Source organism: Methylobacterium sp. NMS14P, assembly GCF_028583545.1.
GTDB lineage: Bacteria > Pseudomonadota > Alphaproteobacteria > Rhizobiales > Beijerinckiaceae > Methylobacterium.
The window spans coordinates 497,304-519,663 of sequence record NZ_CP087106.1 but is presented as its reverse complement, the minus strand read 5'-3'; the positions used below and the strand labels follow the sequence as shown (position 1 = coordinate 519,663).

Below are 22,360 nucleotides of genomic sequence, written 5' to 3'. Positions count from 1 at the left end.
ATGGCTCACGCCGTCACCGCCTCTGGCACACCACTCGTGCGCAGCAACGAGCCCCTGAACGCCGACAGCGTGCGCCGCGCCCGCATCGACCTCGCCGCGTGCCTGCGCTGGGCCGCCCGCAACGGCCTGGAAGAAGGGATCTGCAACCACTTCTCGGCGGTGCTGCCGGAGCGGCCCGACCTGTTCCTGGTCAATCCCTACGGCCTCGCCTTCGCGGAGGTCACCGCGTCGAGCCTGCTGCTCTGCGACTTCCACGGCAACGTCGTCGAGGGCGACGGCCAGCCGGAGGCCACCGCCTTTCACATCCACGCCGAGCTGCACCGGCTGAAGCCCCGCGCGCGGGCCGTGTTCCACACCCACATGCCCTACTCGACGGCCCTCGCCATGCTGGAGGGCGAGCCCCTGACGTGGTCGGGCCAGACGGCGCTGCGCTTCTACGGCCGGATCGCCGTGGACGAGGACTACAACGGTCTCGCGCTCGACTCGTCCGAGGGCCGGCGGATCGCCGAGAGCGCCGGGGAGGCGGACGTCGTGTTCCTGAAGAACCACGGCGTGATGGTGCTGGGCGAGACCATCGCGGAGGCCTGGGACGACCTCTACTACCTGGAGCGCGCCGCGCAGGCGCAGGTCCTGGCCATGAGCACGGGGCGCGCGCTCAAGGCCGTGCCCGAGGCGATCGTCCGGCACGTGGCGGCCCAGGAGGCGGCCGGCCGCGCCGAGAGCGCGCGCCTGCACCTGGAGAGCGTCAAGCGGGTGCTAACCCAGGACGAACCCGCCTTCCTCGCCTGAACCGCTCTCCGGGCAGCGGCCTCTGAGGTGGCCCTGCCACCATACCCACCAATCGTCCCAATAGGTGCTAAGCCCGTGACCATCTCGCAGATCGACATGCCCCGGTTTCTGAGCCGGCTCCACGCGCTGTCCGAGATCGGGCGGGACGGGCAGGGTCGGCTGACCCGTCTCGCCGCCTCCGATGCCGACCGGGCCGGACGTGAGACCGTCGCGGCCTGGATGCACGAGGCCGGGCTCGAGGTCCTGATCGACCGCGTCGGCAACCTGATCGGCTTGTGGCAGCCCGACGGCGTCACCGGTGCCCCCATCATGATGGGCTCGCACATCGACACCGTCATTGATGCTGGCGCCTACGATGGCTGCGTTGGGGTCCTCGCGGGAATTGCTGTGGTCGAGGCTTTGAAGGCCGCTGGCTACAGGCCCGGACGTCCCCTCGCCGTTGCGGCGTTCACGAACGAGGAGGGGGTTCGCTACGCCCCGGACATGATGGGCTCCCTGGTCTATGCGGACGGCCTTGCGCCCGAGGCCGCCCTGGCGACCGTTGGCACAGACGGAACGGTTTTGGGCGAGGAACTCGCACGGATCGGCCAGGCCGGGCCGCACGAGCCGGGCTTCCTCAGGCCCCACGCCTATGTCGAACTCCATGTGGAGCAGGGACCGGTGCTGGAGCGGGAAGGTGTCGCTATCGGCGCGGTCGCCGACCTCCAGGGAATCTCCTGGCAGGAGGTCACAATCGATGGGACGGCCAACCATGCCGGAACTACGCCCATGGCGCTCCGCCGGGACGCCGGGGTCGCGGCGGCCCATCTTATCACGTGGCTGCGAGACCGCGCGCGCGCGGGGAACGGCAGGAGCGTGGCCACGGTCGGGCGGCTGCGGTTCGAGCCAGATGCCATCAACATCATTCCGGGGCGCGCCATCCTCACCGTCGACCTGCGCGACCCCGACGCCGAGCGATTGGTGGCGCTGGAGACGGATTTCGCGGTTCAGCTAGACGAGATCCGGCGGACCGAAGACGTGACGGTGACGATCAGGCGCCTCGCCCGCTTTGAACCCGTCCTCTTCGACGCCGCGATCGTCCGCACGATCGAGGCAGCCGCTGCGGCCAGGCACCTGACGGTGCGGCGTATGACATCGGGGGCGGGCCACGACGCCCAGATGATGGCGCGCATCTGCCCCTCCGCGATGATCTTCGTCCCGAGCATCGGCGGGATCAGCCACAACCCAAGAGAGCAGACCCATGCGCGAGATCTGGAAGCAGGTGTGAATATCCTGCTCGACGTGGCCTCGCATCTCTCGAACGTCTGATTTGGTAGGACATCCGAGCGGCAAAGGAATGCGCCTCCCTATGCGATAAAGAGAGGGGCAATGCACGAATGCCCGTATGCAGTACCATGCCATTGGCGATTGAGTGACCGGGCTGGGTGCACTAATGCTGTCGTAAAGGCAGAGCCCATGTCCGGTTTTTGTGTCTCGCGGTCGCGAACATACTGCCGAATTAAGTTGCGGCTGCGTGAAAACGGAAGCGATTTACGATCGGCCTGGATGTGAACTTCTAATTGACACCAGGAAGCGTAAGATTCATTGAATATTTTATCCGATCCATTACCACCAGTGTCTTGAAGTGTTTTACATTGTGATTTTCAAAGAAAAGTTTCTTTGTCAATTTCTCGTAATCTTGCATAGAGGCGACTGTTATTACAAGAACGAAATCAGTCTCTCCAGTGACATAGTAACATTGCTGAACTTCTGGGGTGGACGCGAAATTTTTCTTCGTAGTCTCTATTAGATCTGTGCGCTCGTTTTCAATTTGCACCTCCACGATCAGCATAATTGGTTGACCGACCGTGGCTGGATCCAAGATGGCGACGTTGCCCAGTATCACGCCGCCTTTTTCTAAGCGGGCTATTCGGCGCTGCACCGCCGCAGCGGAAAGGTTCACGATCTCACCGATCGTTCGCTGTGGCGTGGCGCTGTCCCGCTGCAAGACCGTCAAAATCGCCAAGTCGAACTCGTCGAGCTGGTGGAGGCGAAGTTTCTGTGATGGGGCCATCTGGCGCAACAAATCTGCGGAATTGGGCTCCGATTAGAGGCCATTCCTCACCCAAACGCAATACAGTTGCGTGGTCGGCGGCATCCAATCGCTTTCTCCAAAATCGTGGATGCGTGGCGCCTGGGCGTAACGGGAAGCCATTAATAAGGCCACGGTGGAGTATTGAACGAAGGTTAAGACATCATGAGCGGCATCACACGACACATCATTGCAGGGCTGCCTCCGTCGATGTCACCCAGCAGCCATGCGGTAGAGACAGATGGCTTTGTTTTTCTTACCGGCCAGTTCGGAAGAAATCTTAGCGATCCTGAGCAATCTCTGCCTGAAGGGATCATTGCACAAACAGAGCAGACTCTATCAAATATGAGTCATGTCTTAGGACAGTTAGGTTTGAGCTTTGAGGACGTTGTAAGCGTGCGTGTGTACCTTACGCACTTCAAACGCGACTACAACGACATGAACGAAACCTACGCGCAATTCTTTGCGGACGGCATGCGGCCAGTTCGGACGTGCGTGGGAGTTACTGAACTAGTTCGCGACGCTTTGATCGAGATCGACTGCATCGCAAAAAGATAAAAAAACGACCGCCATGGTGCGTATTCTGAGGAAATGTCGTCTCCAACCGAAGGGTAAAAGACATGACTACGCACCGAAGCTCTGTTGCCGCAAGGCTTGACAGATTGCCAATCTCTAAATTCCACAAACGTCTTATCGCCCTGGTCGGCGGCGGTATGTTCTGCGATAACTTCGACATATATATCGCTGGTGCCGTGCTTGGGGTCTTTGCATCAACCGGCTTCTCAACACTGGACCTGAATGCGTACTTTGTATCCGCAACTTTCTTCGGCATGTTTCTAGGGACCATAGGCGCGGGCATTGTTGCAGACCGTCTCGGACGGCGTGTCACCTTCCAGTACAATCTTGCGATCTTTGGTCTAGCCTCATTGGCAGGTGCTGCGGCTCCGTCGATGGAATGGGTCATCGCTTTCCGCTTCTTGTGCGGCATCGGCCTCGGAGCGGAGATCGTGCTCGGCTACGGCACTATCGCCGAGTTCGTGCCGCCGAAGCGCCGCGGACGCTGGGTCGCGATGCTCTCGATGATCTCCAGTTCCGGGCTCCTAGTGTCGACCGTCCTGAGTTGGGCGCTAATCCCACTTTTCGGTTGGCGCATCATGTTTGTGATCCCCGGCGTCGGCGCCTTGATCATCCTGTGGATGCGCAAGGCTTTGCCGGAGTCCCCGCGCTGGCTTGAGGTTCAGGGACGGCTGGAAGATGCCGACAAGGTCGTCACCACCATCGAGGAAGAGGTTAAGGCGCAGCACGGCGACCTGCGCGCTCCAGAGCCGCTGCTGCCAGTGGCTCAAGAGACCCTGTGGCAGAAGGCCTTCATCCGCCCACTCGTCCTCGGGACGGTGATGCAAGTGATCATGTTCGCCGCGCTCTACGGTCTCGTGTCTTGGATCCCGACGTTCCTGCTCAAACAGGGTATCCCGATCAATCAGACCCTCGGACAGTCGGCACTGATGTCGCTCGGTGCTCCAACTGGCGCCCTGATTGCGGTGCTGTCTGTTGATTGGCTCGGACGGCGACTTGCCATCATCGGCGGCTCGCTCGGCGCTGCCGCGATGGCGATCCTGTTCGGTCAAGTCACCTCTCAGGTTGCTGCCGTCTCCGTTGGGTTCGCAACCTTCGCGATGATCTACTTTCTCTTCGCGACTATTCAGGCTGTGTACCTACCCGAGCTGTTCCCGACCTCGGTAAGGATGCGCTGCAATGCCGTCTGCGTGGGTATTGCCCGCCTGACGACTGCAATCGTGCCCTTCGGCGTCGTCTTCCTCTTCAACACATGGGGCGTCACCGGGGTCGTGTCGGTTATTGGTGCGCTCTTAGTGGTCCAAGCAGGGACTATGGCTCTGCTCGGCCATGAGACCGCTGGCCGCTCCCTGGAGGCGACCGCCGAGAAGGCCATGACGGTCGAGGCATACTCTGCGGCTCCGACGACCTGAGTAACGGTATGGCCGCGTCGGTCATCCCGACGCGGCCTCGCTTGGGGAAACCCAGGGAGCTTACCCGCAGGCCTGAAGCCTGCTCATCCCTGACTGCGATCGAAGATAGCCTCATGTCTAATCCAGCCATTCAACCACAACATCACTTCGACACTACCAATGCCCATTTAGTCCGTCAGGCCATCCGGTTGGGTCTTTACGCCGGCTACACAGCGGGCTTTGCTCGCGACCGCGTCCAGGCGAACATCTGCATCCTGCCGCGCAGCCATGCCGAGGACTTCCTCCTCTACTGCCAGCGAAATCCCCAGCCTTGTCCCCTGATCGCCCGGTCCGACATCGGCGATCCGATGCTGCCTCTCTTGGGTGAGGACATCGACATCCGTTCCGACGTCCCGCGCTACCACGTATTCGAGAACGGGGCTTTCGTGGAGGAAGTAACCGACATCTCGCACCTGTGGCGTGAGGATCTTGTCACGTTCGCACTCGGGTGCTCGTTCTCGTTCGAGAATGCCCTTGTGGATGCCGGCCTACCGCTCAGGTTCCTCGATCGGGGTGATGTGGCTGGCGTCTACGAAACTAACGTCGACACTGTTCCTGTGGGCGACTTCCGCGCGAAGCTGGTGGTCACCATGCGCCCCTTCTCGGCTGGCGATGCGATCAGGGCAATCCAGATCACCTCGCGATTTCCGAACGTCCACGGTGCCCCTGTCCACCTTGGAGATCCCTCTCAAATCGGGATCGATTTGGGGAGGCGCTACCGCAACGTCGGTTCCAGCGAGATAGCGCCGCACGAGATCCCGGTGTTCTGGGCCTGTGGCCTGACCCCTCAACTCGCGGTGGCCAATGCGAAGCCCCCGCTGTGCATCACCCACGCGCCCTCTTCTATGCTCGTGACCGACCTCCGCAACGCAAGCCTCGCCTCTTTCTGACGCGAAGCGGCTCACAGGACAGACAATGATGCGGGATTTCGAGAAGCCAGGGCGATCGGAGGCATTCGGCGTCAGCGGCATGGCTGCTACGACCCATCCGCGTGCGACGCTGGCAGCCATTGAGGTGCTCCGGGCCGGCGGCAACGCCGTCGATGCCGCCGTCGCCGCCGGCGCCCTTCTCGCGGTGGTCGAGCCGACCCAGACCGGCATCGGCGGCGACTGCTTCGTCCTGCTCAAGCGCGAGGGACAGCCAATCGTCGCGATCAATGGGTCCGGGGCGGCTCCCGCCGCGGTGAGCGTTGAGCGTCTTTCTGCTGCAGGTGTAAGCCAGCTCGATCCGGAAAGCCCTCATGCCGTCACCGTGCCGGGCGCGGTGCGCACCTGGGAGCGGCTCGTCGCCGATCACGGAACGTTCGACTTCGCGCGGCTGCTTGCGCCTGCCATCGAGGCGGCCGGGCAAGGTTATCCTGTCACCGAGCGCCTTGCGCGCGACTGGGGCCGCCAAGTGACCAAGATGTCCCGGCATGCGGCGACGGCGGCCGCATTCCTGCCGGGCGGGGCGGCTCCGGAGCCCGGTGACCTTCATGTGCAGCCCGCCCTCGCCAAGACGCTGCAGGATATCGCGAGCAAAGGGGCGGAAGTTTTCTACGAAGGCTGGGTTGCCGAGGATATCATTGAGACCCTGAGATCACTCGGAGGCCTGCACACGGTCGAGGACATGGCGGCATTCCGGCCGCGCTACGAGACGCCGATCTCCACTGGCTATCGCGGTTACGATTTATGGGAATGCACACCGAACGGCTCGGGCGTGACCGTGCTGGCGATGGCGAGGCTGCTGGAGCTGCACGACCTCTCGCGCTTCGAGCCTCTCTCCGTTGAGCGGTATCATCTCCAGGCCGAGATCGCGCGCATCGCGTATGCCGAGCGGGATATCTTTGTCTGCGATCCGGATACCGGCCGTGTCCCGGTCGAGCACTTGATCTCGCCTGCTCGTGCCCTCGCGCTCTCGGAACGCATCTCGCTCCGCGGGCGGCTCTCCGACCTGACGCCGCTGCCGGCACCCGAGCACAAGGACACCGTGTTCCTCACGGTCGTCGATCGGGATCGGACCGCCGTCTCCTTCATCAACTCGGTCTTCGACGACTTCGGCAGCGGGATCGTGGCGGCCGGTTCCGGCGTCCTGCTGCACAACCGTGGCTTCGGCTTCGTCTTAGAGCCCGGTCACCCGAACGTGCTCGCCGGCCGCAAGCGGCCCATGCACACGATCCTGCCCGCCATGCTGACGCGCGACGGTGAAGCTGTGCTGTCGTTCGGCGTCACGGGCGGTCATTTCCAACCCATCGGTCAGATCCAGATCCTGTCGAACCTGATCGACTACGGAATGACCGTGCAGGAGGCGATCGACCAGCCGCGGATGTTCGCCCGCGGCGACGTGCTCGATGTCGAGGGCACCGTGCCCTCCGAACTGGTCGAGGGCCTGCGCGTCCTCGGTCACCGACCCACACCCGCGCCGAACCCGCTCGGGACCGCCCAAGCGATCTGGATCGACCGGAAGCGCGGGCTCCTGCGCGGCGGCGCCGATCCCCGCCGCGATGGCATCGCACTTGGCTACTGAGAGACCGAAATGACCAAGATCCTGCACAACGACCGCTTTCGGCTGCTTCCCAACCCGAAGCCGGTTCGCCCGGGTCCCTACGCCGAGAACGGGCGCGCGGAGATCCTCAGCCTCGCTGAGCTTGATCGGGCGCGCGAGGAGATCAGCTCCTGGCCGGGTTATCATAGGACAGAGCTGCGGAGCCTCGACGGCTTGGCCGCTGCGGCTGGCGTCCGCAAGACTCTCTATAAGGACGAAGGGCCGCGCTTTGGTCTTGGCAGCTTCAAGGCCCTCGGTGGCGCGTATGCGGTCGCATCGTTGCTCCAGTCGGCCGTGGAGGCGAAGACAGGCAAGCGTCCGACGACGGCCGCCCTTGCCGCCGGCGACCTTCGGTCAGTCACCTCGGCCATTACCGTGACGTGCGCGACGGATGGCAACCATGGGCGTTCCGTCGCATGGGGAGCCAAGACGTTCGGTTGCCGCTGTGTGATCTACGTGCACGCGACCGTGAGCCAGGGCCGCCGCGACGCAATCGCGGCCTACGGCGCCGAGGTCCGCGAGGTGCCTGGTAACTACGACGAAGCTGTCCGGCAGGCCGCGCACGAGGCCGAGGCCAACGGCTGGCAGGTCGTGTCAGACACCTCATACGAGGGGTACACGGACATCCCGCGCTACGTCATGCAGGGCTATGGCCTCATCATGGACGAGGTCTATGAGCAGCTGCCCGCGGGGACCCTGCCGACCCATGTCTTCGTGCAAGGAGGCGTCGGCGGCCTCGCTGCTGGCCTGTGCTCCTACCTCTGGGAACGCTTCGGGGCCGCATCTCCGGCCTACTACGTTGCCGAGCCGGAGAAGGCGCAGTGCCTTCTTATGAGTGCAGAGGCAGGCCAGCCAACAGCCGATCACGGCGCACTCGACACGATCATGGCTGGATTGGCCTGCGGTGAGGTTTCGCTGCTGGCTTGGTCGGTGCTCGATCAGGGCGCGGATGGCTTCTTCACCATCACGGATGAAGCCGCAGCCGAAACAATGCGCCTTCTCGCCAACGGTGAGATGGGCGATGCACCTGTCGTCGCCGGGGAATCGGCTGTGGCTGGCCTTACTGCCTTCCTGCTCGCGTCTACCGATACATCGGCGCGGGCGCTGACGGCCCTGAACGAAGACAGCGTCGTTCTAATCATCGGGACAGAGGGTGCGACGGACCCGACCGTCTACGCCGAAATCGTGGGCCGCCCGGCAGAGAGCGTGCTGCCCGGCTGGGCGAGCGGCAAGTTAGAGGCTGTCCAATGACGTATGACGCCTTGATCGACTCGATCGGCCGACAGATCGACGAGCAGCGCGAGGTGCTGGTTGATCTCTGCGCCGAGTTCGTGGCTGCCCCAAGCATGAACCCGCCAGGGCGGACGGCCGAGGTCGCGGAGGTGCTCCAGCGCTTCCTCGGGCGGCACGGAGTTTCCAGCGAGCGCATCGCGGTCGACGACGAGGCCGTCAACGTTGTCACCACCTTGGCAGGTTCCCGGCCAGGGCGCCACGTCGTCTTCAACGCCCACATGGACACGATGCAGGCAGGTGACGAGGCAGCCTGGACGGTCCCTATTCTTCAGCAGACGCGCGAGGACGGACGGCTGTACGGGCTCGGGATGGGCAACCTCAAGGGCGGCCTCGCAGCTATGGCGCTGGCGACGGTGACGCTGGCCAGCTGCCGCGACAGGCTTCCAGGATCTCTCAGCTTCACCGCGGTCTGCGACGAGGTGATGTTCGGTAACCGCGGAACAGAACACCTATTGGCGGTCCGTCCCGACTTCACCGGTGACTTTATGATTAGCGCCGAAGGTCCCGGCTACATGGACTTCGCCATTGCCGAAAAAGGTCTTCTCTGGGTTGATGTCGAAGCATCGGGTGAGGCTGGACACTCCTCGCGCGCACTTCGTGGCGAGACCGCAGTGAGCCGCCTCGCCCGCTTCATCACGGCCGCAGATGCCTTCAATGAAACCTACTCAGAGCCGCCGGCCGAACTGGCTGGAGTAACCGGAGGCGAAGGAAACCTAGGCCTGCGGCTCTCAGCCAGCGCCGGCGTCCTAGCAGCCGGAGAAGTTCGAAGCCTCGTTGCCCCCATGGCGTCCGCACATTTTGACTTCAGAATGCCGCCGGGAATTACGGCGCGCGACGTGAAGGATCGCCTGGAACGTATAGCTCAAGAAATCCCTGGCATCCGGCTCTCTTACCCGAAGGAGTGGGATGCCAGTTGGGAATCATCGGGAAGCAGCTTCACCAAGACATTTGCTGAGGTCGTCGAGGAGGTACGGAATGCCGCCCCCCGGCTTGTTGTGCGTCTGCCGGGGAGCGACGCCCGGCATTGGCGGGACCGTGGTGTACCTGCGATTTGCTATGGACCACAGCCCACGCTTTCCGCAGGCGCCGACGATTATGCCAACGAGCAGGATTTGATCGATTGCGCGAAAATTTACGCCATCGCGGCAATTAAACTTATGAGCGCAAGTCAATCTGGCAAAACTTAAGCAATACTACTGTCTGATTTTGCAATGTTTGAAGTTTGATACTGCAGAGCAAATCCGCTCAACAGCTGGAGCTTCGTTATGCGACCTCGCGCGATACTGGTCTCTGCGGCCCTGCTCGCATCAACACTCTTCCCAGCAAAATCAGACGAATTGAGCGGAACGCTCCGAAAAATCAAAGAAATTGGCGAGATCAAGCTAGGTTTTCGCGAAACTCTGATCCCATTTTCATACTTAGACGACAAGCAACAACCCGTAGGGTTTAGCATGGATCTTTGCTATGCCATCGCCGATGCAGTCAAAAAGAGATTGGGCGACAAAAATATCAGGACCGAGCTTGTCGCTGTGGCTCCCGCAGCGCGCATAGCATTGTTGGCCAACGGCACCATCGATCTGGATTGTGGGGCAAATACCAATACTGTGGAAAGGCAGAAGGTTGTGGCGTTCGGCGATACGATGTTCATTACATCGCCTCGCTACGTGTCCAAGAAAATCAAGAACCTGCACACGATTGATGATCTTAAAGGTAAAACGGTAGTTTCAACTTCAGGTGCCACTAACATGAAACAACTTGTCGAGGCGAATGCGCAGCGTAAGCTGGGTATGGCCGTTCTGACGGGTAAAGATCACGCAGAGGGATTTTTGCTAGTCGAAAGCGGCCGGGCGGATGCTTTCGCGATGGATGATATCCTGCTCGCCGGCTTCATAGCGGCATCCAAGGATCCCAACGCTTACGAAATTTCAAGCGAAGCATTTTCGACGCCGGAGCCCTACGGCATCATGCTGCGTAAAGATGATGCACCATTTAAGTCGCTCGTAGATCAAACAATGTCGGCTCTCTACAAAGGACCGGAGATTGTTGCGCTGTATGACAAGTGGTTTACAAAGCCAATTCCTCCCAAAGGCATCAATTTACAGTTTCCGATAGGTCAAAAACTCTCAAAAGCTTTCGCGCACCCCACAGATAGTCCGGACGCGAGTGCATATTGAACTCTCCATACTACGGCACCGTCTGCCGTCGGCGAGACAATGTTTGAAAGGGAAAGAGCTAACAATGCGGTCATGGATGTTCGCGGCGGCGGCAGCGGTGGCGGCGCTGGCGCAGCCGGCACGCGCAGAGTTCAAGCTGGGCTGGGCGGGCCCCGTGACCGGTGGAAGCGCTGCGGTCGGCGTCCAGAACCGCAACGGCGTCCAGCAGGCGGTGGACGACATCAACGCGGCGGGCGGCATCTTCGGCGAGAAGATCGCCGTGCACTTCGAGGATGACGCAGGCGATCCCAAGCAGGCTGTCTCGGTCGCCAACCGGCTGATGACGGACGGCATCAAGTTCGTGATCGGCCACCAAAATTCGGGAGCCTCTATTCCCGCATCCGAGGTCTACAACGATGCGGGCGCGCTCCAGATCACGCCAGCCTCGACAAATCCCAAGTTCACGGACCGCAGCCTCTGGAACACATTTCGCACCTGCGGGCGCGACGACCAACAGGGCACGGTCGCGGGCAACTACCTGCTGAAGCACTACACACGTAAGAAGGTCTTCATCGTCCACGACAAGACGCCGTATGGACGGGGGCTTGCTGACGAAGTGAAGAAGGCGATCAACAAGGATGGCCTGCGCGAAGTGGCGTTCGAGGGCATCAACGTCGGCGAGAAGGATTATTCGGCGCTTGCCTCGAAGATCAAGGGATACGGCGCGGACGTGGTTTACTTCGGCGGTGTCTTCACTGAGGGCGGCCTGATCCTGCGTCAGATGCGAGATCAGGGCATCCAGGTTCCGATGATTGGGGGGGATGCCATGTACGCGAGCGAGTTCGCCTCGATAGCCGGTCCGGTCGGCGAGGGTACACTGATCACCTTCAGCCCGGACGCACGCAAGAACGCGGCAGCCGCCCCGGTGGTCGCACGCTTCAAGGCCAAAGGCATCGATCCAGAGGGCTTCACCCTCTACGCCTATGCCGCGGTGCAGGTGGTTGCGGGGGCGATCAAGGCCGCCGGCAATGCCGATCCCAAGAGCGTTGCCGACAAGATCCATTCCGGCATGACTTTCGACACGGTGATCGGGCCGCTCGCCTACGATAAGAAAGGCGACATCACCCGCCTCGACTTCGTCTTTTACCGCGTCGAGAATGGCCGCTTCCAAGAGCTGCCCCTGCAGTAGAGCAGCATACGTGACAGAAGCACTACATGTTCAGCGACCGCAGAATTCCGCGTCCCTTCGTGAGCTGCCCTCATGCGAACGGTCGATCGCAGCCGGTAGCGTCCGCTTATGGGACGTCGTCAAAGCCATCTGAATGACCGGGATGGGCGCGAAGCGGAACGTCCGCGTTCATTTTAGACGCAATGCAGTCCTCCCCTGCCCTCTGACTGGCAGGCGTCAACCTCTCGAATTCCGGCTCGGTCGTTATGACCGCCTGCTCGCATAGTCTCATTCTTTGCGATGTCCGCAACAAAAAATGATGTTGTCGCGTCAACAGAAGGACGAGTGGCGAGCAGAATGCAGCAATTGCAACAACTTATCGCCAAACATAATAAAATGTAGCTTTTATGATATTTTCGGTTGAGACTCCATCGGTGGCGAGTTGCTCGCCCTCGGGCTCCCTTGGCTGCACGCTCCCCGCATCAACTGCGAGGACGCCGATGCTGCCCTTGATCGACGCTGCAACCCGTGAGCTGCTTCTGGCTAATGGGCGCGACTGCGAACGTGACCATCATCCAGTGCTCAAGCTGTTCAACCCCACCGGTCCGGCCACCTGGTTGATCTGTGCGATGGAACCAGATGGTGACACCCTGTTCGGGCTATGCGACCTCGGCGTCGGTGAACCCGAGCTCGGCTACGTCAGCCTGGATGAGCTGAAGGAGGTGAGCGCGGGGCTCGTCATTGGGCTGGAGCGCGATCTCTCCTTCCGTGCCACGCATCCCATCTCCATTTACGCAAGGGCGGCAAGGGCGGCGCGTAGGATCGTGGATCTGAGTTCCACTTTAGATATGTATCCGTGGGTCTGAAGAGCCGCAGGTTCTTCGAGCAGCTTCCCTGCTTTTCTCCTACATGTTCACGGCTTCGGCAAAGTCCATTTTTTCGGTCGAGCCTTCCAGCAGTTGTCATAGAAATCCCTTCGCTCTAGCGTTTTGCTCTCGGGATCATCTGGGTGCTTCATGCGCAGCCCATCACCCGCGTAGATCTCCGCGATGCGCCTGTGAGCCTCAGTCATCTTTCGGACGCGGTCCTTTGCGAAGTGACTATTACGATCGCTGATCAACTCCTTGAGATTGATGTTCCAACACTTCATCACGGTACAGCCCTGCTTGATGGCTTCTGTAGCGAACAGGGTGTCCTCGCCGTGAATCGTGTAGGAAGGATCGGGTAGCACCTCATGTCGCTTGGCTTTGCGGAAATTCCGCACGATGAACATGCTTCCTTTTAAGTCGGGATTGCGCTCGAAAACGTGATTTTTCGTATATAGCTGTGGGTCCTCTGCATATCTAGCGTTGAAGCCGCCCCCGGGCTTGCCCGGATTGTTTGGGAAGAAAATGTCCACCTCAGCGTATGCGGCTAAACCATTCTTCGCCATTTCGGGAAATAAGCTCCAAGCGCTGTTGTGTTGCGCCTTGTCATAGAGCACCGCGTCATCGTCCATCATGACGCCCCAGTCGCAATCACTCGCGTAGAACGCCTTGAGGCAAGCGATGCGGTTGTGAATGAGAAGCGCTCCTGGCGCTGCCTTGTAGGAGCCACCGAATTTCTTCACCTGTGCTAGTAAGCCATCGTAGTCGGCTTCAAAGGCGTCGATGTCTGTTTGACACCATCCGCTCAGCCGAAGGTGCAAGGGCACATCCGTGTTGTTCATCCAGGCAATGAGTTGACGAGCAAAAGCATCTCTACGCTTGCGCCATTTAGCTTGGTCCTGCGGGCGGAAAGACGTGATGAATGCGCCGAACTGCTGGGCGACTTGCCCAGCCATCTGCTGGCGAAAGGAAGAACCTGCCAGAATTTTGGACGTGCTAGGCGTGTCCGGCGTCTCAACGCTGGTGAAGGCCACCGTTTTAATAAGCTGATTATCAGGTATAACGCGCAAATCATCCTCTTCGCTTGTACCGGTGTGCGATGCTATCTTGTGGTCGTCAGGGACCTTCTTATCTTCACACACTGCATTACTCCTACTTTGGTGTCATGATTTTAGAAATATTGACGGACGAGCGTGTAGCGACGCTTGCGCAGCGTCGCTGTTATGACTGGGGCGGCTTTCCGTTTAACGGAAATCGTCAAAACCGCTTTCCAGCAAGCCTTTGTTGTAGTATTGAAGTAGCGCCTTACGACGATCGAAGTATACGGCGTCGCCCGTCTGGAACAGGTGATGGATGGTCCTGACGCCTTCCTGGATGTGCCAGGGCACTAGCGATCTCTGCTTTTGGTCCATGTCACAAAGTAGGTTGGCTTGTTCGATGGCGCCCAGTTCCATGTACGTTTCATGGTGACTGAGGAGGTTCGAACCTACGGCGTCAAAGGCGGGAACGGCAGGGCTCACAGCAGGCATGAAGTCGCCGATCGTGCATAGTCGACCGAGTGGGCTATCAAAGGGAAACTGCGCCGCCCGATTCACCTTTCCGCCCTGCTGCGGGAAGGTAAACGAACGGAAGTCGAAGGCATTGTCTGCGCCGCTGTTGCCGGCCATCCCCAGCTTCAATCCCAGGGTGACCTGACCATAGGCTTGCGTGATGCGGTAAGCCCGGCTGCTGTCGAAGGTGACCTCTAGGTCGTCGCGCTTGAGATAGGAGCGCAGCGCCCGCTTGAGGGCTGTCAGGAGCACGGCAACGCCGGGTTCTGTGGTGCCCAGCACGTGGATGTGGCGGATATGATCCAAAAAGCCATCGTCGACGAGGGTTTTGATCGCCTTGCACCAAAACCAAAAGTCCAGCCGCGTGTGGCCGCCCAAGGCAATGCCCCACATGCGTCGAGTCTTCATCTCAGCTATCCAGTCCCGGGCCTCCCGATGATTGCGCCCCTTATAAACGGCTAATAGGTGGGCCCCCGCACAAGCGTCGGCGACAGCGTAGTCGGTGTTGTGCAGGGTGGCATCCAAACACTTACGGAAGGTCCAGGCGTCAGGTTGTGCATCGATGGCGCGAGTTGGAACGTCAACGGGCAGACCCACATCACAGTTGGTCTCGATCCATCTGAGAGAACGTTCACGAAACGTATCAATAGATTCCTTAACGGAACCGCTGATGAGCGAGTAGCCGCCGCTATCGCCCAGGACGAACGAAGTGCGGCGGTCGCGATGGCTCACCATAGTTGGTTGAGTGTCGTTGACTCCCTCGGCGGCCGTGTAGAGAGCCCAGGGATAATAGAACAGCCCACCGGGATCGAGAAAGTCGAACTGCTGAGCCGTAAGACCAGCAGGTAGCGGCCTCTTGTGGGCGGATGCTGATTTCCGTGCAAACCGAGCAAAATTGCCGTTGATGGCGGGAAGAAAGCGCGCGTAGTCGTTCGCACGCTGATGGAGCGCGACCATTTCAATGTCCAATCTAGGGAATGAGTGATGAATGGGGAGCCTAAAAGGGCTCCCCTCGCATGCTCGCTAGAGCTTGGATGGTTCGTTGTTGGGGGTTAGCGAAGCCTCTTCTGGCCATTTCTCAACGACAATTTTGCGAACGCCACTGTTCATCCGAACGCCGTTGACAGACAATGGAATGAACACTCGATAAGTGGAGCTAGTTGTGCCGAGATCGAAGCAGACCCCGTGATCGCCTACTCGACAGATCACTCCGCCCTTGATCTCGGGGTGCACCTTCGCGAAAGCTCTAAGGAATGCCACGTAGTCGTCTAGGCGGACAGACACGGAGCTCGCCCCCTGAACATCGTTGACCGCCATGCCAACTGGACGGGCGTCAGCCATGGCTCCACTGGATGTAAATCCTACGGCACCAATCGTAATGGTAACATCCGGCGGCGGTTTAGCCGTTCTGGAAGCAGTCTTCACGGCCCTGGTGGCGTTGTCCGCGTAAGGGGCGGCGTAGCCGTGAAACACCTCTGGCACAGCCTCACAACTTGCGAGGAAGGTCAAGCTGGAGTTCAGCTCCATCGGCAAAGGGCCGGTAAGACCCTGGAGCAGAACTCCAACTCGATCCTTGCCCACGGTTGCATCGCTGGCTGCGCGGGTAAACACCATCAACTTGCCGACGCCCGTCATTGTCTCAGACGCCTCTACACCGACATCAAAGACACCTCGCCGCTCCATCGGGAGAATGTTCGCTTCCACGCGCTTGCGCCTCTGCGTATCGAGCCGGGTATGTCCAAGAACCGCGGAGCCCAGAATGATGTCGGGCACACGTGTCCGAACCTCGACAATCACGCTGCTCGGGCCCAACAGAAGGCTCCAAGTAATTTTCCCGTCTGGGTGAAATACCATCTGCGGCTCGTCATGCCGCCGTGGTGTACGAGGATTGTGCGGGTCCGTACCCGGTCGCGCGACATCTGAGGTGGCTTCTGCAATCACGCATCGCCCCATCTCCATCGCTTCCCCAAGCGCCTGAGTGCGAGGCAGTGGCTTCGCGAAATCCGCCACTGCCTTGGTGACCAGGTTCTCAGCTACCTCGCCCAGTTCTTCTGTGGTGCCGTCGGGGTGTACCGCCTGAAGCACCACTTTGGGCGTTGCCCCGCCCATTCCGCCCAGTACGGAAAGGCCGCGCTTATACAGGATTTCCCTCACCACTTCGGCACTGAGCCCGATCGGTTGGGGCGACTGATCGTCGTCGGCGGCCTCCTTGCGTTCCAGAGCGTTTGTGCCACCCGCCTTCTCAATGACGTTCAGCAATTGCAGAACACTGTCTCGACTGAGCGGCATATCTTCAAGACGTAAACCCTGCTCTCGAAGTGCGAGCAGCAAGCCGTCAAACTGCGCGCAAAGCGAGTTCAATCGCTTGCTATTGCTTGTCTTGTTGACGGCATCGCCAACGTTGAGGCCGAATAAAGCGGAGGCAGCTGGGGCAAACACATGGTTGCTGCCAGGCTTCTTGAACTTACCCTCTCCGAACGCATCGCGGAACTGGTTGTCCGGCGCATGCTGAAAATACAGCGTGGCCATGGCGAGCAAGGTCCAGTTGGCAAATCGTGACCTGTTGCCGGCGATCGCCACAACTGAACCCATCGCGGTGATGGAGGTCTGCCAGGTAGCGCGGTCCGCATCGGTGGGGTGGGCACCACCTTCAGGAACCTTATCGTCAATCAGGTCCTGGTTGGCTGCAATCAACGCAGACAGAGAGGTGGTGTTGGCGATGATGGTGAGGGCAGGCGCGAGAACGGCAGCGTCCTGAGTAAAAGCGGCGGTCATCGAAAACTCCAAACACAATCGATTGCCGCACTGCCAGGATTGGCAGCACGTCAAAACAGCCGCTTTCAGGGCGGAGGTTTTGGTGGTTGGATGGACCTTGCGGCTCCAGGTGCGCAGCAAGCTGCCACCGCCAACCAATCGATTGCGTAGGCAAGAGAATCGGCCCGCGCAGTCAGGTGTATAAATATCACATCTTACAGGATCGTCAAGCACTACTTTTACATATTATTGGACCAAAATCTGACTATCCGGGGTGGATTGGTTAACTCGCGCCTTTCCGTTCAACGGAAAAGCACCCTCTATCTTATTAAGGATCTGATCTTGCTCTCGCCGTCTCGCGTGCCGAGCCTCACCTGCTTCCGCTCGGTGCCGCAACTGACCCTGGTGCTCGGCCGGAAAGCGGATCTTCCGAAAAGCGCCCATCCCAGTCATTCAACGGCGGAGGACAACACTTCAGAAGCGGACATCAACGCCTCAATGACCTACCATAGCTTCCTCGCGAAAACGGGGCCAGGGAGTCCTTGAGCGCCGAGATAACTAGAGGTTGTTATGGGCCTTTGGCGATCTGAGCGGCCTGTCTGAGCATGAGGCAGACGAAAGCGACGAGGTGGAGGTCTACCGGTGTGCTGGCATAGCGCTCGTAATCTTTGACGAGCCTGCGGAAGCGGGTGGCCCAGGCAAAGGAGCGCTCCACCACCCACCGGCGCGATAGGAGCACGAAGCCGGGCTTGGCCTCGGGCAACTTCACCACCTCCGGTTCGATGCCGTGCTCGCCGATGGGCGGCAACGGTTCATCTCCCGGACGTGGCGTGTCGGACTGCATAGCATGCACTGTCAGTCCGCCCCGTGAGCGATAGGACACGTCAACGCGCGAATGGGCTGACCAATACCATCGGGTCACCGCAAGTGAGGTCACTTGCGGATTCGGACGCATTCGCGGAGGCGTCGGGCAGGTCTGAAACTTTCCCCCGCCGAGCCCCGTAGGACCCTGCGACGCCCCTGGAGGGGCGCAGTATCGGGGAGACACCATGTCCAAGACGCTTCTACGCCTCGCACTCGGCCTCAGCCTCGTCGCAGCCGCCGCGCCGGCGCTCGCCAAGAACCCGTTGGTCGGCGGCGCGCCTATGTACGCGAGCAAGACCATCGTCGAGAACGCGGTCAACTCCAAGGACCACACCACCCTGGTCGCCGCCGTGAAGGCCGCCGGCCTCGTCGACACCCTGTCGGGTCCGGGTCCCTTCACGGTGTTCGCGCCGACCAACGCCGCCTTCGCCAAGCTGCCGGCGGGTACGGTCGAGAACCTCGTGCAGCCCGCCAACAAGGCGACGCTGACGAAGATCCTGACCTACCACGTCGTCCCGGGCGTCTACACCGCAAAGGACCTGATGGCGCTCGCCAAGAAGCCCGAGGGACAGAACCAGCTCACCACCGTCGAGGGCGAGCCGCTCGCCGTCTCGGCCAGGGGCAAGAAGGTCTACGTCACCGACGTGAAGGGCAACACAGTTCCGGTGACCATCCCGAACGTCATGCAGTCGAACGGCGTCATCCACGTCGTCAGCGGCGTGCTGATGCCTTGACCAAGGCGGGCGGGCTCCGGCCTCCGCCGGCGCCCGCCTCATTCACGCAGGAGCTTCCCGGAATATACGACCGGGCCAGTCGGCGTACCGGTCGGCGAGCCGCCCTTCGGCTCCACCGACACCGCGAGGGTCGCACCTTCCGCACCGGCACGGAGGGCGGCCGGCACGGGCAAGCGTGCCGCCGGGTCGGTGACGAGGCCCAGCGAGCGCGGCGCAGCATTCGCCCCCACGAACCAGAGCTCCAGGCTGCGGTCCGGCGGCGTCTCCGCCGAGAGACTGCGGACCTGCACGGTGCCGCCGTCGAGATCGACGCGCACGATCAGCGCCGGTAGGGTGCCGCCGCGGTCAACCACGGCTAGGTACTGCCGATCGGTGTCGGAAGGCCGCGGCCCGACCGCGAGCCAGAGGGTGAGGCCGGCCGCGAGCGCGGTCGTAGCCCCCGCGGCGAGCCGCCAGATCCGCAGCCCGCGCTCCAGCCTGCGGACAGTCGCGCCACTGGCATCGACCTCAGGTGAGCGATCCGTCCCGATCCTGGCCTCGATTGCATCCCATACGTCGGGCGCGGGCTTGACCGATGGGGCCGTCGCCGTGAGCGGCGCGAGCCGCGCCTCCCAGTCGGCCACCGCCGCGCGAAGGGAAGCGTCCCGCTCCATCGCCGAGGCGAAGGCGACGCGCTCGTCGGCGGCCAAGGTCCCGAGGACGTACTCCCCGGCCGCGCCGCTGGGATCCTCCGCCCAGAAGGGCGCGGCGCCCGTGCCAGCATCGCCGCTCATGTCGCCTCCAGGCAGCCGCGCAGGCTCATGAGGCCGCGGCGCAGCCACGTCTTGACCGTGTTGACGGGGCGGTCGTGCCGTGCCGCCAACTCCTCGCGCGACCAGCCCTCGCAGTAGGCGAGGACGAGGCAATCGCGCTGGGCGGGCTCGACGGCTTCGAGGCAATGCGCGAGGGCGTCACGGCGGGCGAGGTCCGCCTCGCCGTCACGGGCATCGGCGAGGCGTTCGAACCAGTCCTCGTCGGCCTGGGTCAGGCGGGTGGCCTGGTCCTGCCGAAGGCGGTCGATGGCCTTGTGCCGAGCGATGGCACCGAGCCATGCGGCCGCGGGCCCGGTCCTCGGATCATAGGTGCCAGCACGCTGCCATATGCGCACGAACACCTCCTGCAACGCATCCTCGGCCGCACTCCTGTCCCTCAAGATACGAAGGATGATCCCGAGAAGTTTCGGGGCGGCGGCGTCATAGAGCGCGCGCAGGGCCATGCGGTCGCCCGTGGCCACGGCCGCGATCAGCTGCGCGAGGTCCGCGTTTGCAGGAGTCCCCACGTTCGGCACGGTTCCTCCCTTGCCGCGGGAAAGCGAATTCCGGCGGGCTCCGGCGCATCGGCCGATTCAGGACATACCTATGGCACGGCTCCGTCCGGAGGGACACGTGCGAGCCGTCAGAGGGGTTTGCGCGTCGCCCGCCATCGGCCGCGACACCCTCTCACCGCCGCTCGCCTTTTGCCGGCCCAAGCACGGCCTGACGAAGAGTGTCTACGGCGTGCCCGCCATCAAAGCCGGGTGGTCAAATTCTTGAGCCAAGCCGGCGAGGCGTTGACCAGGACGGTCTCCGCAGCCTTGTCGTAGCCCGTGGCGATCATCAGGCCGGTGGCGACGAGGATGGCGCCCAGGGCGACCTTCAGCCCCTTGCCGAGCCCCATCATCCGGTCGCGCCAGCGCATCAGCACCTCGCGGGAGAGGGTGCCGAGGAGCAGGAGCGGCAGGGCGGCGCCGAGGCCGAACAGAAGCATCGTCACCGCTACCGTACCCAGATCTCGCCCCTGCGATGCGAGGAGGGACGCCGCCCCCAGGGTCGGTCCGACACAAGGGCTCCAGACCGCTCCGAGCAACAGCCCGACCCCGAACTGCCCAAGGAGCCCGGCGGTCGAGAAGCCACCGAACCGGCTCTCGGTCCAGTTGCTCACCGGACTGGCGGCGACGGCGAGCCGTGTTTGGGCAGCCGGAACCATCAGGACGAGCCCGATCAGGACTAGCATAATGGCCGCGACGGTTCGGAAGACATCGCCGTCGAGGCCGATGGCGAAGCCCACGGTCGCCACGAACAGCCCGATGGCCACGAAGGACAGGGCGAGGCCGGCGGCGAGGGCTGCAGGGCCGAGCTGGTGCTCCGATGCCGCGGCACCAAGCACCAGCGGCAGCAAGGGCAGCACGCAGGGTGACAGCACCGAGAGGATGCCGGCGAGGAACGCGAGGCCGAACGTCGTGGCCACGATCGACCTACAACGCCTTCTCGACGGCGCCCTCGATCCACTCCGGCTGGGTAACGCCGACCGAACGACCCGTCTCCTTCTCACCCTTGAAGGTGATCAGGGTGCTCTGCCTCGTCACGCCAAACCGCTTCAACACGTCCTTGCGGCTGTCGAAGTCGACGTCGAACACCTGAAGGTCCTTGAACCGGGGCTGGGCTTCCAGCGTGGCCAGGATCGGCTTCTGCGCCGCGCAGACGGTGCACCACGGCGCGGTGACGTGGACGAGGATCGGCTTGCCCGCCTTCTGCGCCGCCTCGAAGGCCTTGGGGCTGAAGACCGCCTCGGCGGCATTCGCGGCGGTACCGAACAGCAAGGGAGCGGCGGCCAGGGCGCCGAGAATGAAGCGACGGGTGGTCATGGACTGTCTGTCTCCTTGTTGATGGGTCTAGGCAGACGGTCGGCTCAATTGGTCACCTTGGTGACGGCACGGTCGGCATTCACGCGCTCCGACCAGTCCTTGGCCTCGGCCTGCCCCTTGAGGTCGATGAGCCGGGTTCCGCTGACGTCGACGTTCTTGAAGTCCGCGCCCGTGACCGTAGCCCCGGTCAGGTTGGCGCCTGACAGGTCCGAGCCCATCAGCACCACGTCGGTGAGGTCGGCGTCCTTGAGGTTGGCATACTCAAGGCGCGACCGGCCGAGGTTGGCTCCCTTCAGGTTCGCGTCGGAGAGGTTCACCGAGGTGAACACCGTCCGCATCAGGCCCATGGACTGGTTCTTGATGTCGGCCCCGCCCTTGAGGTCGACCAACGTTGCGCCGCTCATGTTGGCGCCCTTGAAGTCGCCGATGGGCACAGAGCGACTCAGGTCGGCGCCGCTGAGATTGGCGTCCCGCGCCGTGATCCCGAACATCTTCGCGTCCGCGAGCTTGGCGCCGGACAGGTCGGCCTTCAGGAACCACGCCTGTTCGAGGTTCGCGCCGCTGAGGTCGGCGCCACGGAGGTTGGCCTTGTTCAGGCGCGCCGTCCGTAGGTTGACGCCCCGGAGGTTCAGCCCTGAGAGATCGAGCCCGGAGAGGGACTTGTCGTGCAGGTCGACCGGCTTGCCGTCCGCGGCCTTGATCATCGCCTCGACGTCGGCGCGGCTCATTCCGGCCTTGGTCATGGCGGGCGAAGACATGTCCGCCCCGAGCAGCAGGTCCTGTTCGGCCGAGGCGGAGCCGGCTGCGAGGACGGCGAGCATGAAGCTGAGGGCGAGGCGGCGCATCGGTTCACTCCCGGCGGCGCCACACAGGGCGGGCGCCTTATCGTGTTCGTTGTGGCGCGAT

Annotated in this window: 21 protein-coding genes and 1 pseudogene; 12 read left to right on the top strand and 10 right to left on the bottom strand. The window is 61.9% G+C overall.

Annotated features, from left to right (window positions below):
• Both LOK46_RS02380 and LOK46_RS02375 read left to right on the top strand, forming a co-directional pair.
• On the top strand, nt 1-789 hold the full coding sequence (locus LOK46_RS02380; RefSeq protein WP_273562315.1) for an aldolase: 789 nt from the start codon (nt 1-3) through the stop codon (nt 787-789).
• A 75-nt stretch (nt 790-864) separates the two neighbouring features.
• On the top strand, nt 865-2,097 hold the full coding sequence (locus LOK46_RS02375) for a Zn-dependent hydrolase (RefSeq protein ID WP_273562314.1): 1,233 nt from the start codon (nt 865-867) through the stop codon (nt 2,095-2,097).
• 247 nt (nt 2,098-2,344) lie between these two features.
• On the opposite strand, the gene LOK46_RS02370 is transcribed toward LOK46_RS02375, so the two are convergent.
• Complete coding sequence (locus tag LOK46_RS02370) at nt 2,345-2,842, bottom strand: Lrp/AsnC family transcriptional regulator (RefSeq protein WP_273562313.1); 498 nt, start codon at nt 2,840-2,842, stop codon at nt 2,345-2,347.
• Nucleotides 2,843-3,034: 192 nt separating this feature from the next.
• Here LOK46_RS02370 and LOK46_RS02365 point away from each other — a divergent pair, with 192 nt between their 5' ends.
• The 9 genes from LOK46_RS02365 to LOK46_RS02325 all read left to right on the top strand — a co-directional run bounded on the left by LOK46_RS02365 (nt 3,035) and on the right by LOK46_RS02325 (nt 12,890).
• Complete coding sequence (locus LOK46_RS02365) at nt 3,035-3,418, top strand: RidA family protein (RefSeq protein WP_273564738.1); 384 nt, start codon at nt 3,035-3,037, stop codon at nt 3,416-3,418.
• 62 nt (nt 3,419-3,480) lie between these two features.
• On the top strand, nt 3,481-4,848 hold the full coding sequence (locus LOK46_RS02360) for an MFS transporter (protein ID WP_273562312.1): 1,368 nt from the start codon (nt 3,481-3,483) through the stop codon (nt 4,846-4,848).
• 113 nt (nt 4,849-4,961) lie between these two features.
• Complete coding sequence (locus LOK46_RS02355) at nt 4,962-5,777, top strand: putative hydro-lyase (protein ID WP_273562311.1); 816 nt, start codon at nt 4,962-4,964, stop codon at nt 5,775-5,777.
• Nucleotides 5,778-5,805: 28 nt separating this feature from the next.
• Complete coding sequence (gene ggt / locus LOK46_RS02350; protein ID WP_273564737.1) at nt 5,806-7,392, top strand: gamma-glutamyltransferase; 1,587 nt, start codon at nt 5,806-5,808, stop codon at nt 7,390-7,392.
• Between the two features lie 9 nt (nt 7,393-7,401).
• Nucleotides 7,402-8,661 (top strand): diaminopropionate ammonia-lyase, encoded by a 1,260-nt coding sequence (locus LOK46_RS02345; RefSeq protein WP_273562310.1) that lies wholly within the window; start codon nt 7,402-7,404, stop codon nt 8,659-8,661.
• Nucleotides 8,658-9,890 carry a M20/M25/M40 family metallo-hydrolase gene (locus tag LOK46_RS02340; RefSeq protein ID WP_273562309.1) on the top strand — a complete coding sequence of 411 codons (1,233 nt, stop codon included), beginning with the start codon at nt 8,658-8,660 and terminating at the stop codon, nt 9,888-9,890. The genes LOK46_RS02345 and LOK46_RS02340 overlap by 4 nt, the downstream gene beginning before the upstream one ends.
• Before the next feature lie 78 nt (nt 9,891-9,968).
• Nucleotides 9,969-10,877: an amino acid ABC transporter substrate-binding protein gene (locus LOK46_RS02335; protein WP_273562308.1), complete on the top strand. Its 909-nt coding sequence runs from the start codon at nt 9,969-9,971 to the stop codon at nt 10,875-10,877.
• A gap of 64 nt (nt 10,878-10,941) precedes the next feature.
• A complete protein-coding gene (locus tag LOK46_RS02330; protein WP_273562307.1) occupies nt 10,942-12,045 on the top strand; it encodes a branched-chain amino acid ABC transporter substrate-binding protein in 1,104 nt (367 codons plus the stop codon).
• A 479-nt stretch (nt 12,046-12,524) separates the two neighbouring features.
• On the top strand, nt 12,525-12,890 hold the full coding sequence (locus tag LOK46_RS02325; RefSeq protein WP_273562306.1) for a DUF2958 domain-containing protein: 366 nt from the start codon (nt 12,525-12,527) through the stop codon (nt 12,888-12,890).
• Nucleotides 12,891-12,937: 47 nt separating this feature from the next.
• On the opposite strand, the gene LOK46_RS02320 is transcribed toward LOK46_RS02325, so the two are convergent.
• The 4 genes and pseudogenes from LOK46_RS02320 to LOK46_RS02305 all read right to left on the bottom strand — a co-directional run.
• Nucleotides 12,938-14,032 (bottom strand): hypothetical protein, encoded by a 1,095-nt coding sequence (locus tag LOK46_RS02320; RefSeq protein WP_273562305.1) that lies wholly within the window; start codon nt 14,030-14,032, stop codon nt 12,938-12,940.
• 102 nt (nt 14,033-14,134) lie between these two features.
• A complete protein-coding gene (locus LOK46_RS02315; RefSeq protein WP_273562304.1) occupies nt 14,135-15,397 on the bottom strand; it encodes a hypothetical protein in 1,263 nt (420 codons plus the stop codon).
• A 66-nt stretch (nt 15,398-15,463) separates the two neighbouring features.
• A complete protein-coding gene (locus LOK46_RS02310) occupies nt 15,464-17,335 on the bottom strand; it encodes a hypothetical protein (protein WP_273562303.1) in 1,872 nt (623 codons plus the stop codon).
• Nucleotides 17,336-17,762: 427 nt separating this feature from the next.
• Nucleotides 17,763-17,981 (bottom strand): annotated as a pseudogene (locus LOK46_RS02305) (transposase); the annotation flags it as partial.
• A 262-nt stretch (nt 17,982-18,243) separates the two neighbouring features.
• Between LOK46_RS02305 and LOK46_RS02300 the strand changes: the two are divergent.
• Entirely contained in the window at nt 18,244-18,792 is a 549-nt protein-coding gene (locus LOK46_RS02300) for a fasciclin domain-containing protein (RefSeq protein WP_273562302.1), read from the top strand.
• Nucleotides 18,793-18,830: 38 nt separating this feature from the next.
• On the opposite strand, the gene LOK46_RS02295 is transcribed toward LOK46_RS02300, so the two are convergent.
• The 5 genes from LOK46_RS02295 to LOK46_RS02275 form a co-directional block, all read right to left on the bottom strand.
• Entirely contained in the window at nt 18,831-19,565 is a 735-nt protein-coding gene (locus LOK46_RS02295; protein ID WP_273562301.1) for an anti-sigma factor, read from the bottom strand.
• Nucleotides 19,562-20,047, bottom strand: coding sequence for a sigma-70 family RNA polymerase sigma factor (locus tag LOK46_RS02290; RefSeq protein WP_273564736.1), 486 nt, complete (start codon nt 20,045-20,047; stop codon nt 19,562-19,564). Before LOK46_RS02290 ends, LOK46_RS02295 begins: the two co-directional genes overlap by 4 nt.
• Before the next feature lie 290 nt (nt 20,048-20,337).
• A complete protein-coding gene (locus LOK46_RS02285; RefSeq protein ID WP_273562300.1) occupies nt 20,338-21,057 on the bottom strand; it encodes a cytochrome c biogenesis CcdA family protein in 720 nt (239 codons plus the stop codon).
• 7 nt (nt 21,058-21,064) lie between these two features.
• A complete protein-coding gene (locus LOK46_RS02280; protein ID WP_273562299.1) occupies nt 21,065-21,454 on the bottom strand; it encodes a thioredoxin family protein in 390 nt (129 codons plus the stop codon).
• A gap of 44 nt (nt 21,455-21,498) precedes the next feature.
• On the bottom strand, nt 21,499-22,299 hold the full coding sequence (locus LOK46_RS02275; protein WP_273562298.1) for a pentapeptide repeat-containing protein: 801 nt from the start codon (nt 22,297-22,299) through the stop codon (nt 21,499-21,501).
• Nucleotides 22,300-22,360 lie beyond the last annotated feature (61 nt).